Below are 13,206 nucleotides of genomic sequence, written 5' to 3'. Positions count from 1 at the left end.
GTTATTTTTAATGTTTGATAAATTTGATATTCTTTTCATCAATCGTAATGAAATAAGCTCCGGGAGCTAATTCTGCTATTCCAATCGCTTTACCCGGCTGATACGTTCCTTTTCCTACCAGTTTTCCGTCTATGGCATGAATCGTAAAGTCCATAGCCTTATTAATTCCTTTCAGATTAATTTCATTTTTTGCAGGGTTCGGATACAAACCAAATTCTTCTTTCTCAACAGAAGAAACACTTAATGTATTATCCTGAACAACTGTAGAATTTTTCTCAAGAATCTGATATTCATAATTAAACTGAACACTTGCAATAGGAAATGTTACCGACTGTAAAAAGCTTTGATTATTGGATGTATTATTAAGGACAAAATAAGCAGTCTGGCCTGCAGTTCCTGTCACTTTAATTGGTAAAGGCATTTCAAAAAAGCCAACGGTAGGACTGCTTTGTGTCTGAGAAACTTTAAATAAAGCCTGATTTCCGCCCTGCATCCACTTGATGGTGTACGTAGGATATCCTTCTCCATAGACCCAGTCATTGAAAAATTCTGTAAAATCTGTTCCGGTTGACTGAAGCAGAGAAGCGTTGAAATCAGTTGTACGCACATAGCTGTATGCCAGGTTCGGTCTCGCATGGTAATCTTTAAGCGCCTGATAAAATACAGCATCACCTAAAATCCATTTCAGCATTCTCAGCACATATCCTCCTTTGGCGTAAGACAATCTGCTGTCGAATATTCTATTAATACTGGAAAGTCCGGAATCCGGCACATACACACTTCCTGTTGTACTTGCGGTAATGTAATTAGACTGACCTTGTAAATAATTCAGAAATTCTGTGTTGGTCATCAATAGTTTTTCGTTGGCAACATGTTCTCCAAAAGTTGCAAAACCTTCATTCAGCCAGATATCATTCCATGCACCACAGGTTACCTTGTCCCCAAACCACTGGTGAGTAAGTTCATGGGCAATCAGCTGTTTGCTCCATCCTCCCATAGAAGACATGGTCTGATGTTCCATTCCTCCTCCATACATAAATTCCATGTGACCATATTTTTCATTACGGAAAGGATAAGATCCAAAATAGGTTTCAAAAGTATCCATCACCTGCTTTGTCCAGTTGATATTGGCTATACTGGTGGCATTTGAATTCGTAGACGGATAAATATAATTCACAAAAGGAAACGGAGGATTTCCGATGGTATCATTAAGCTTAACAAAGTTGGTAATGGACAGCGCGATCAGATATGCCGGTGTAGGATACATTGTTCTCCAGAACGTAAGTTTAGTGTTTCCTGTAGGAAAAGTTTCAGACATCAGCTTTCCATTCGCTGCTACGCTGTAGTTCGATGGAGTTGTAATTTTAAAATCAAATCTTTCAATTTTATCATTTAAACTTTGCTTTGTCGGAAACCAGTCCTGGGCGCCATAAGGTTCATTCAAAGTAGAAAGAACTGGAGTTCCGCTCTGAAGAGCAGTTTTGAATGCATCATTACTTGTGGACGGTGCTCCAGCATAATAAATGGTAAGAGAGTCCAGTGTATTGGCAGGAATAGAAGCTGGAAAATCAATCTTCAGTTCTTTTGAAGGAAGCTGCTGAAAGCTTGTAATGTTAGTTCCGTGGTATTTCACCTGAGAAACCGTTAACGAATTGGAAAGATCAAAATAGATGCTTCCCATACTTTGAGTAGGTTTAAAATGTGAAGTTACCGAACCGGAAATATTATACACCGCAGGATCAAGGCTGACTTCCATTCTCTGATACTGCAGGTCGTAATTCAGGGTATTGGGATTAATATTCCCGATATTCATTTTTTGAGTGAAGGATTTTTTCTCTTTTTCAACGAGTCCCTTCATATCAATGTTTTGTTCTTGCTTCTGGCTATAGAACTGTTGGGAAAATAGAAATCCCAACACCAAAAGGTACAATTTTGTCATGTTTTGAAAAATTTAATCAAATATAAAAAAAAACCTTTTAATCCATGATTAAAAGGCTGTTATAATATATAAAATAAAAAAAATTTAAAGATCTAATGCGGGTTCAAGAATTTTTTCCATTCTTTTCTTCACCATATCTACTGATCCGGAATAATTATTCACCATTAAAGAAAAAACCAACGTTTTTCCTGAATTGGTTTTCAGATAACCGGCTAATGTTTTTACTTTATTCAAAGTTCCTGTTTTCGCAAAAACCTGTCCGTTCCCTCCTGCATTGAACATTCTTTTCAATGTTCCGGATTGTCCTCCGATAGGCAAAGAAGTCAGATAAGATCTGTAGTATTTCTGATCCATCAGAGAAGTAAGAAACTTCACCTGGGAAATCGGGGTTACGTTATTACTTCTTGACAATCCGCTTCCATCGATGTAATTAAGTCCAACCATATCAAAACCTGCCTCTTTCAGGTGATTAGTCACCACGATTCTTCCGGATTCTGAAGTCTGATCACCCATTTTCTGATATCCTACGGTTCTCAGCAAAGCTTCTGCCAGTGAGTTATCACTATGCTGGTTGGTATAATAAATAATATCACTTAAAGTAGGTGATTTATACGCTGAAAGCATTTTTCTGTTTTCAGGGGCTGCATCTGTCATTTTCGGAGTTACTTTTCCGGTAACAGGAATTCCGCTTTTCACCAGTGTTGTTCTGAAAGAGTTGGCAAGATAAGCCGGTGCATCAGGAAGTTTGGTTGTTAAAACTCCGTTTCCTTCGTATTTATCAGCATATACCATCTGATGATTGTAAGGAGAAACGTAGAAGAATTTCTTTTCTGTAGAGAAACCACCTTTTTTAACGATCAGTTTTTCGTTGGCCGGGTTGATATCGCGGGTACTTCCTGCCGGTAAATAATAGTTATTGTTTTCCAACCATACAACATTTTCCGGAAGCACTGAAATATTGCCTTTGAAAAGCGCTGTCTGAATGATAATATCACCATTTACCTTTTTGATTCCCTCTCTTGAAACACCGCCTACGAAATCTGAAATAATATCTCTATAAGATGCTGCACCTGCTTTGTTTGTTCCCAAAGAAGGGTCTCCGCTTCCTATTACATAAAGATTTCCATTCAACACTCCGTTTTCATCTATAGTTCCTGAGTACTCCAGCTGAGTCATCCAACGGTAGTTTTCACCCAGCATATTTAAAGCCGTTTCCGTTGTCAGCAATTTGGTCGTAGAAGCAGGTACTAAAGGAGTATTTTCGTTGTACGAAGAGATAACCTTCTTCGTTTTCGGGTCATACACTACGAATCCCCAGGTTGCATTTTTCAGCACAGGATCCGCCATCATTGTGTTTACATTAATGTCCACCAGTTCTTTTGCTGACAAAACAGTTTTCTCCACTATCGTACTAACGGGTGAAGGCAGGTTTAAACTGCTTTTCTGATTGTCATAATTCTGGGAATAAAGAACGGTAGAAACGGTAGATTGAGCCAGGAAAAGACCAGAAGCCAACACCGCCGCACTTGAAATATATTTTCTGAAATTTACCATCTATCTTCTTTTTGTTCTGTAGTTTTGACTCTATAAAAAATGAAAGGTTAAATCATTCAGTAAAAGAGCCAAACACTTAATCAACGTCCAAAAGTAGAAATTATTGTTATATAACGAACCACCGCCCCGTTATAAAAGAGTGTAAAGTTTGTTAAAAATTGTTAAAAATCAACAAAAACATCTTTTTTAATGCTTTGATACGCAGTGATTTCATCAAATTCTTTCAAACTTATCAAAACCATTTTTTTGAATTTTTCATAATTTTTCCCACGGGGAAGCTTCAGCATAATCTGGAACTGATAGAAGTTATTTAGTTTTGCAATCGGTGCTCTTTCCGCACCTAAAACACATTCTTCAGGAAGATATTTTCTGAGGATAGAGCCCAGAAACTGTGATGCCCGGTCGGCTTTATCCTCTCTTCTGTGTTTCAACTCAATCATAATGAGCTTGGTGAAAGGTGGATAATGAAATTTCTGACGTTCTGTAAGGATATATTTATAGATCTTGGCAGGATTATTCATCTTGATGAGCTGAAATACAGAATGATCAGGATTAAAGGTCTGAATAAGGATCCTTCCTTTTCCGGAAACCCTGCCAGCCCTTCCTGAAACCTGTGTGATCAGTTGATACGCTCTTTCTTCTGCTCTGAAATCCTGTACATATAATAAGGAATCTGCTTTTGGGATGGTAACGAGTTCAATATGATCAAAATCCAGTCCCTTGGAAATCATTTGGGTTCCTACAATAATATCTGTTTCTCCGTCTTCAATCTTTTCGTACAATTTTTCGTAGGCGAATTTTTTGCGCATGGAGTCTACATCCATCCTGTCTACTTCATTTTCCGGAAACAATTTGGTAACCTCTTCATGAATCTGTTCTACACCTACTCCTCTTTCGTTCAGCTTTTCAGAATTACATTTCGGGCAGGTTTTCGGTTTTGAAGCTCTTTGCCCGCAATAGTGGCATTTCATTTCATTTGCCGCTTTGTGATACGTCATGACCACATCACAATTAGAGCAGTAGTTCACATAGCCACAGCTTTCACATTCTATGACATTGGAATAGCCACGACGATTGTGTAAAACGATTGCCTGATTCTTTTCATCCACCGTTTTCTTAATCTCTTCGATAAGCTTCAGAGAAAAGTTCCCTGAAACCTTTTTAGATTCCTGAGCTTCCTTGAAATTGATCAGTTCATATTCCGGCAGATTGACATTCCCAAATCTTTCATTAAGGAAAACATATTTCATTTTATCTTTCCGGGCACTGTAGTAGCTTTCAACAGAAGGGGTAGCTGATCCCAGAATCACTCCTGCCTTATACAGCCTGCCTAAAACCAGAGAAGCGTCTTTAGCATTAAAATAAGGGGAAACTTCCCTTGGTCTGTACGCAGAATCATGTTCTTCATCAACGACAATAAGCCCCAGATTCTGGTGAGGTAAAAACAAAGCATTACGGGTTCCGATCAGAATACGGATGTCGTTCTGCTTAATTCTTCTCCATACTTCCACTCTTTCAAAATCAGTCAGTTTCTGGTGATAAAAACCGAGCTGTCTTCCATACTTCTTCTCTAATCTCTGGGTAATCTGTTTGGTAAGCGAAATTTCCGGAAGCAAAAACAGAACATTCTTTCCGTCACGGACGCATTCATCAATTTTCTCTAAATAGATATGGGTTTTCCCTGATGAAGTAACGCCATGAAGCAGGACATTCTTCCCTTCTTCAAAAGCGTCATCAATTTCAGCTTTTGCTGTTTTCTGCTGTTCGGAAAGCTCTTCAAGTTCCTCGATTTCTCCATCATAGCTTTCAATCCTGTCTTTCTGCATAAAGTATTCCTCCACAAGGCCTTTGTCTGCCAAAGGTTTGAAGTGGGAACTTCCGAAATAACCGTCTTCAAACAGTTCAGATTTTTTAATAGGAACGTCAGGATGTTCCGTCTGTTTTTCCAATATAAGAAGGAAAAGATCTTTCTGTTTCTGCGCTCTGTTCAGTTTTAAAAGAATATCCGTAAGATTTTGATTGGCCAGAACCTCATCATTAATTCTCACATAAGCAACTTCTCTGGCTTTATACTTTTCAGCAATTTTCTCATCAATTTCAATGTACTGAAGATCAATCAGAGAATTGATGGTTCTGATGATATCTTTTTTAGGAATAAAAGCTTCAATATCTGTAAGATTAATCAACTGCCGTACTTCCAGTGCCTGAATCAGATACATTTCGTTAACATCCAGATTTTCAAAATCTATAATGGCTCCTGGTTTTAGTTTTAAATAGGTTTCACTTTCCAGTTTTAAAGAAGAAGGAAACGAAAACCTGTAAATTTCTCCGAGGCTGCACAAATAGTATTCCGAAAGCCAGTTCCAGAAATCAATCTGTTCATGAGGAAGAATCGGTTGATCATCCAGCATGCTGATGACTTCCTTGGCTACAAAGTTTTCCGGTGCATTATCATGAAGCTCAAACACGATTCCCGTATAGATCTTTTTTCCACCAAATGGTACCAGAACACGCATTCCTGGTTGGATTTCAGACATCATTTCCTGAGGAACTTTATAAGTGAAAGATCCTTTCAGGTTGAGGGGTAAAACAATTTGAGCGTATTGCAAGGGAAATATTTAAAGTGTAAAATTAGAATTTTCCTGAGAGAACTGCAACTTTGTGGAGATTCTTTAGTAATCTTTAACCAAGAACCTTAAACTGCATTCTATTCTTTACTTTCTCCTTATTTCCATTCCGTAGGAATCTAACCCATTCAGATATTTTTTAATGTCTAGAATTACATTGATCAAAAAAAATGATATGACAGGCTGGATTCCTGCGGAATGACAAAGCGTGTGGATAAAAGAACAACCACAAATTCAGAAAGGATCGAAGAAAGGATTCATGAAAAACTAAAAAAGAAGTTCCGTAATCTGATACCAAAATGCAGACGTAATAAATCCTACAATGATACTGACTCCAATGATCAGGTTGGTCAGTTTTGAGTTCAGCCTGAACTGTTCTGCAATAATACTTGAAGTAACCAATGTTGGCATCGCTGCTTCAAATACTGTAATTTTAGCCACATCTCCTTTTATTCCGAATAACAGAGCCATTCCCAGAACAATTGCGGGTGCCAGAATCAATTTATAAAGCATAGACATCGACATCTGAGGAATCAGTTTTTTCCATCCATTGAATTTCAGCTGTAACCCGACTGAAAACAGAGCTAAGGGACTTACCGTGGCTGCCAGCTTGTCAAAAAACGGTTCCGCAACAGTAAAATCAATAAACTGAGACAAAACCAAAGCAGATATACAGCCAATTAAAGGTGGAAATGTTATTAATCTCTTTAAAATAAATGCCGCGCTCACCTTTCCTGATTTACTTCCCCCTTTTACTGCAGCAATAATTCCGAGGGTGGAAAGCGCAAAGAACATCGTCTGGTCGCAGATAATGGCGATACTCAAAAGCCCTTCGCCATAAAAGGCACTGATTAATGGAAATCCGATGAACGAAGTATTACTATATCCGCTTGCCAATTCTAATGTACTTCTGGACCGCCTTGAATATCCCCTGCTTTTACTGTAAAACATCATAAAAAAGAAACAGAACACCGAAATTAAAAATGTGGCTGCAATCGGGAACAGCATTTCTGTTGTCCATTTTACTTTGGGCAGATATTTAAACGAAACTGCCGGAAGAGCAAGATAAAGAATCCAGGTATTGATGCCTTTGTGAGCATCGGGGTGGATAGATTTTGTTGCTTTGAATATCATTCCTGCAATGATACACACTGCAATCAGAACAAAATTTACCATAACTGTAATAAAATATGAGGCAAATTTACGGCTGATTTTTGAGTTGGAGGGGGTAAAATTTATATTTTTTTCGGGAGAATTTCTAATGAAACTTTTCAGTATTAAACCTTATAGGTTTTGAAAACCTATAAGGTTTGGAGATCTACCTTCCGGAAATTTATAACCCTTGTCAAGGTTTAAAACCTTGACAAGGGTTGACTTCTGACTTCTTAAGAGTTTTTTCAAAAATAGATTTTACTCCTTCATCGCATCCCAAAGGCTCATTAGTTCTACCTTTTCCAAAGGCTTTGAAAGGGTAATTCTTTTTGAAGTTCCTGGCAAAAGATCAAAGAAATTATCGCTGAAATGAGTATCACCGATTAAATAAATGTCCTTAGCCAGCGTATCTGTTGAGATTTCAATTTCAGTGGGTGATATTTTTCTGATTTTAATATCAGGTTGTAAGAGTTTCAGATCTTTTGGTTTACTAAAGAAGAACAGCTTTTCGAATTTTGTATCTTTTTCGGAACTGATCTTTAAAACAGTTGCGAACAAATCAAACTGACCCAGTTCTGATTTAATAATACTTCGTATTTTCTTACTTACATTAGCTTTTACATTATCAGACTGATTGCTTTTCCAAAGTATTTTTCCTTTAAAATCAATCAATTCAAATTTTGTCTCTGCTTTCAGTTCTTTCAGGAGATCGCTTATCAGATAGACATCATAGCTTTTTTCGGTTTCCGCTATTGATACCAAAACAGGTTCAAAGCTTCTTTTCGCCTGATAGTGGAAGGCTTTCCAGTTTCCAAGATAATCAATGGAAGACCAGGAAACTACCGGCCAGCAATCATTCAGCTGCCAATACAAAGTTCCCATATTGTAAGGCTTTGCACGGCGGTGAGCTTCAATAGCAATCTGCATTCCTCTTGCCTGTAACAGTTGTGAAACGTAATTGTATTGTGTAAAATCTGTTGGAATTTTATAATCACGCTTCAGATATTCATTAATAATATCCCAGCCGCGGGCATGTTTTTCGTGAGCTTTAATGGTTGGATTCTGAAGGCTTAAATCCAGAGTTCCGGAGAACATTGATTTTGTAGTTTCAAGGCTAGGTGTACCCTGAAAGCCATATTCAGACATGAAACGCCCTACTTTTTCGTTGTAAATTTCAAAAGGCTGCTCACCCCACCAAACGCCCCAGTAATGAGAATCTCCTTCGGTAAGACTTTCTTTATGTCCCCAACCAATGGAGGGAGAACTTGGCCAATATATATTTTTATCCGATTTCAGATTTTCTGCCAATGCATTAGGAATTACCTCATGAAACAGCTTCTTATAATCTTTCCAAACCTGAAGAGAGTCATTTTTTGAATATTTAAACTGTTTCTGATAGCCCCAGTTGACAATCGCTTCATCAATTTCATTATTCCCGCACCACAAAGCAATGGACGGATGATTCTGAAGTCTGTTGACCTGGTCTTTTACTTCTTCTTTTACATTGTTTAAAAATGCTTCATCTGCCGGATAAAAGCTTCCCGCAAACATAAAATCCTGCCACACTAGTATCCCGTTTTCATCACAAGCTTTGTAGAATTCATCATCTTCATAAATACCTCCGCCCCAGATACGGATCATATTCATATGGGCGTCTTTGGTATCCCTGATCAGTTTCTGGTATTTTTCTTTGGTCATTCTCGGCGAAAAACTATCTCCCGGAATCCAGTTGGTTCCTTTGATATACAGTGGTTGCCCATTCACTTTAAAATAGAATGATTTTCCCTTTTCATCTTTTTCCTGAATCAATTCAACGGTCCTTAAGCCTATCCTGATATTTTTAGCATCAATATTTCTCTGATCTTTGGAAAGCTTCACTTCAAAATCATAAAGATGAGCTTCACCACGCCCGTTAGGCTGCCAGAGCTTCATCCCTTTTGTTTCATAAGGAACCGATATCTTATTAATCCCTTTTTTTAAAGATATTTTTTGGTGAATTTTATTAAGATCCAAGGTATAATCTCCGGCATTTTGAGCATAAATTTCAACTTCAAAGCGCAAATTATCAGAAGTGCCGGAAACTCTTTTCTGAATATCCTTAACCGTAATAATTTTAGCATTATTCCAGAATTCCAGCTGAACATCTTTCCATATTCCTGCAGTAACCAGCCTTGGTCCCCAATCCCATCCAAACTGGTATTGTGCTTTTCTCACAAAACTTCTTGGTGATTCCGGCATAGTGAACGGAATTTTTTTCGCTAATTCCTTTCCGGTATTCACAGCGGATGTAAACTTAATCTGCAATGTATTATGACCCGGTTTTAAATATTGTTTTGCAGGAATATTCCATTTACGGAACATATTATCTGTTTTCTTCAGCAGCTGACCGTTAAGATAAATTTCAGAAAATGTATCCAATCCATTAAAAACCAGATCAATGTTTTCGTTCTTTAGTTCATGAGGTGAAATAGTAAATGAGGTCTGATAATCCCAGTCCTCATTTTCAACCCATTGTACTTTCTTTTCATTTTCATCCTTAAAAGGATCAGAAATGATCTTATTATCCATTAAATCCAAATGAACGGTTCCCGGAACTTTCGCAGGAAACCAGTTTGAGTCTTTTGAATTTTTAAACTGCCAGTTCTCCGAAGACAAGCTTCTTTCTGAAAACTGTGCAGAAAGGATATTCTGCATAAAAAGGAAAGCAAAAAGGGTCGTTCTATTCATCAATAAATTTGTTTGTATTGTTACCATACCAGTGATTTTGTCATTCCGAGGAACGAAGGAATCTCTATTTTATCAGTCTAGATTCCCGCTACGCTTGGAATGACAACCAGAGTGCATATTATTTATTCTTCAATGCAACCACTTCATCCGCATTGGCAAAAGCCCCACCATCCGTAATGGCTGAAGAATGGAAGTAACCCGCATGGGTAAATGCTCTAATCTCTTCAATATTAGATGAACGCAGACCTCCTCCGACAAGGATTTCTATTCTTCCGTTGGATAATTCAACAAGCTTTTTCAGATTCTCTTTTCCTTCAGATACATTGGGTTTCTGACCGGAGGTAAGAATGGTTGTAAAACCACATTCGATTACTTTTTCCAGAGATTCTTCCAGACTTGCAGCACGATCAAAAGCACGGTGAAAAGTACATGGAAGCGGTTTTGCCAATTCGACTAAAACTTTATTCTGCTCTATATTAATCTCATCATTTTCATCCAGGATACCGAATACAAAACCATCTGCATGTAAAGATTTTAAATGAACCAAATCATTTTTCATCTGCTCAAATTCCGAATCAGAATAGGTAAAATCTCCACCTCTCGGACGGATCATCACAAAAATCGGGATTGTAATTTTTTCACGAAGCTTCTTCATCGTTTCGAAATCCGGAGTAGTTCCGCCTTCACTGAGTCCATCACATAATTCTATTCTGTCTGCCCCGTTTTCAAAAGCGATAATCGCTGATTCAGGATTAAAACAAGCTATTTCTATTTTTGACATTGTATTGTATCTATTTAATTTGATTTTGGTTCGTCCTGCAGTACATCTGCAATCAAAAAAGAACCGTTTTCTTTTACTACTTTTATTACTGACGGATATTCTGCTTTAAAATTTTTGTCTGTCAGCACTACCTTGAAGAGATATTCATCTGTTGAGGAGAGTTCTAAATCACAGCTTCCAACTTCAATTTTATCCCAATCCTGTGCTGCAATCAGGAAGCCCGCTCCAACACCTGCTTTACTTACATCAAATCTGGTTTTCCATTTATCCTGAAATTCTTTTTCAGTAAGGCCTCCGCTTACATCCAGGTCAACATTCATTGCATCCATTTTATAATCGAAGTAGTCTTTGGTTGTGATTTTCCGCATATTCTTTTCTTCACTTCCGATATCGGCTTTAAAGTAATCTACAATACTCTTTTCCAGCCATTTCTTAGCATCTTCTGCCTCATTGGACTCATTATGCAAAACTACTTTTTCTTTTATTGGCTGGATTTCACCATCTTTTTTTATCTCCTTCTTTTCTTCCTTGCAAGCAATAATCATAAACAAGGAAGCGATAATCGTTCTTTTCATATTTGTTTTATGTTTTGGTTAAAGCCAATGGGTATCTTTTATTTGTTTAAATGGGCTGAAGCCCATTTCTATTGAATTTTTAATTATTTCAAAGCAAATTCAGGCTTTTCAAGGCGGTTTCCTTTCTGATCGTACACCGCAAAATTGAATCCGTCCTGAATACAGTAAGAACCATATTCCCCCTGTTTATTGATGGCAATAAAACCTACCTGGATATCTTTCAGATTTTTATTTCTTCGCTGATTGATTTTTACAATTCTCTCTACAGCTTCTTTACAGGCTTCCTGAGGATTTCTGCCCTGTCTCATCAACTCAACCACAAGATGGGTTCCCACGGTTCTTATCACTTCTTCACCATGACCTGTTGCTGTAGCAGCACCTACTTCATTGTCTACAAATAAACCTGCTCCGATGATTGGCGAATCTCCTACTCTGCCGTGCATTTTGAAAGCCATTCCACTGGTGGTACAGGCTCCGGAAAGGTTTCCCTGTGCATCTAAAGCGATCATTCCTATGGTATCATGGTTTTCAATATTGGCAATGGGCTTGTATTGGCTGGTCTTTAACCATTCTTTCCATTCTTTTTCCGATTCGGGAGTAAGAAGATTCTCTTTTTTAAAACCTTGTGAAAGGGCAAACTGCAATGCACCGTCCCCAACCAGCATAACGTGTGGTGTCTTTTCCATGACAGCTCTGGCTACAGAAATAGGATTTTTAACATATTCCAGACATGCTACGGAACCGATATTATAATTCTCATCCATGATACAAGCATCCAGCGTTACCCTTCCGTCTCTGTCCGGACGTCCTCCATATCCTACACTTCTTTCTTTTGGATCTAATTCTACAAGACGGACTCCTTTTTCTACAGCATCCAAAGCTCTTCCTCCTTTTCCAAGGATGGTCCAGGCTTCTTCGTTGGCTTTTAATCCGAAATTCCAGGTGGAAAGAACGATAGGTTTATTGATGATTTTTTTACTTTCAGGTCGTTCTGCGGCCATTAGTTCTAGAGGATTAATGGTAAGTGCTGCGGTTGCAATTCCCAGTTTTTTGATAAAACTTCTTCGGTTATTGTTCATTGGATGTAAGAATTATTTAATACAAAGCAAATATCTTAAAAAAATCCGTTGAAAATCTTATGGTTTTCCCACTATTTTTCTTTACCATTTTTTATTATTTTTATAATGGTTATTTTAATTAATATATATGTTTAAAACCTTTAGAAAAATGGATTGCTTTAAGGAATTATCGGATGAAGAAATCCAGGTCCTTGCAAGCATCAGTACTCCTAAGCTTCTTCGGAAAAAAGAAAAACTGTTAGAGCCAGGTCAGCCGTTTAACCATTTATTTATATTGACCAATGGTCTTTTGAGATTTTTCTTTGATGATGAAAATGGAGTTGAAATTAATACTTTCCTGCCCTCAGAAAAAGAGGTTGCCTTTCTGGAGAGTCCGGAATCTTATTCTGCTGAAGGTACTAAAAAGTATACCATACAAGCCGTGATTGATTCTCAGATTATTCTTTTTAACAAAGGTGAATTTGAGCAGACTGCCTTTCAGCATAAAGGAATTTACAATTTGTATTTGAAATCGTTGAAACAGATTATCAGCATTTTATCAGCACGTACAGAGCAGTTCTGCAGGAGCTCGCCGCTTTCCCGTTATGAAGATTTTCTGAACAGCCATCCGTTTGTCTGTCAAAATGCCAACCGAAAATACATTGCTAATTTTCTGGGCATCACTCCCAATTCCCTTTCCCGTATTACTGCCCGCGGCAATAAAAAAAAGAATCAAGGAAAAAAATAACTTAAGAATATTTTTAATTGTTGCATTCAGTATAATTTTGTCCGG

General features: G+C 37.7%; 9 protein-coding genes. 1 reads left to right on the top strand and 8 read right to left on the bottom strand.

What is annotated here, in order from left to right; all coding sequences use genetic code 11:
• Window positions 1–7 precede the first annotated feature (7 nt).
• From ACLI50_RS09795 to ACLI50_RS09760, 8 genes are all read right to left on the bottom strand, one after another.
• Entirely contained in the window at window positions 8–1,939 is a 1,932-nt protein-coding gene (locus ACLI50_RS09795) for a M1 family metallopeptidase (RefSeq protein WP_411413656.1), read from the bottom strand.
• 84 nt (window positions 1,940–2,023) lie between these two features.
• Window positions 2,024–3,493, bottom strand: coding sequence for a D-alanyl-D-alanine carboxypeptidase/D-alanyl-D-alanine endopeptidase (gene dacB, locus ACLI50_RS09790; protein ID WP_411413655.1), 1,470 nt, complete (start codon window positions 3,491–3,493; stop codon window positions 2,024–2,026).
• Window positions 3,494–3,654: 161 nt separating this feature from the next.
• Complete coding sequence (gene priA / locus ACLI50_RS09785) at window positions 3,655–6,102, bottom strand: replication restart helicase PriA (protein WP_411413654.1); 2,448 nt, start codon at window positions 6,100–6,102, stop codon at window positions 3,655–3,657.
• 285 nt (window positions 6,103–6,387) lie between these two features.
• Window positions 6,388–7,296, bottom strand: a complete 909-nt coding sequence (locus ACLI50_RS09780; protein WP_062671019.1) for an AEC family transporter — start codon at window positions 7,294–7,296, stop codon at window positions 6,388–6,390.
• A 234-nt stretch (window positions 7,297–7,530) separates the two neighbouring features.
• Window positions 7,531–9,999: a beta-mannosidase gene (locus ACLI50_RS09775; RefSeq protein ID WP_411413653.1), complete on the bottom strand. Its 2,469-nt coding sequence runs from the start codon at window positions 9,997–9,999 to the stop codon at window positions 7,531–7,533.
• A gap of 118 nt (window positions 10,000–10,117) precedes the next feature.
• A complete protein-coding gene (locus ACLI50_RS09770) occupies window positions 10,118–10,780 on the bottom strand; it encodes a copper homeostasis protein CutC (protein ID WP_110009468.1) in 663 nt (220 codons plus the stop codon).
• Window positions 10,781–10,794: 14 nt separating this feature from the next.
• On the bottom strand, window positions 10,795–11,355 hold the full coding sequence (locus tag ACLI50_RS09765; RefSeq protein ID WP_343640330.1) for a hypothetical protein: 561 nt from the start codon (window positions 11,353–11,355) through the stop codon (window positions 10,795–10,797).
• Window positions 11,356–11,438: 83 nt separating this feature from the next.
• The gene (locus ACLI50_RS09760) at window positions 11,439–12,434 is read right to left on the bottom strand and encodes an isoaspartyl peptidase/L-asparaginase family protein (RefSeq protein ID WP_110009470.1); all 996 of its coding nucleotides are present in this window, start codon (window positions 12,432–12,434) and stop codon (window positions 11,439–11,441) included.
• Window positions 12,435–12,582: 148 nt separating this feature from the next.
• Here ACLI50_RS09760 and ACLI50_RS09755 point away from each other — a divergent pair, with 148 nt between their 5' ends.
• Window positions 12,583–13,161 carry a Crp/Fnr family transcriptional regulator gene (locus ACLI50_RS09755; protein ID WP_411413652.1) on the top strand — a complete coding sequence of 193 codons (579 nt, stop codon included), beginning with the start codon at window positions 12,583–12,585 and terminating at the stop codon, window positions 13,159–13,161.
• The last annotated feature ends 45 nt before the right edge of the window (window positions 13,162–13,206 follow it).

The sequence above is a fragment of the Chryseobacterium cupriresistens genome (genome assembly GCF_046614675.1).
In the GTDB taxonomy this organism is placed as follows: Bacteria; Bacteroidota; Bacteroidia; order Flavobacteriales; family Weeksellaceae; genus Chryseobacterium; species Chryseobacterium cupriresistens.
This window is presented reverse-complemented; position numbering and strand designations above follow the sequence as displayed.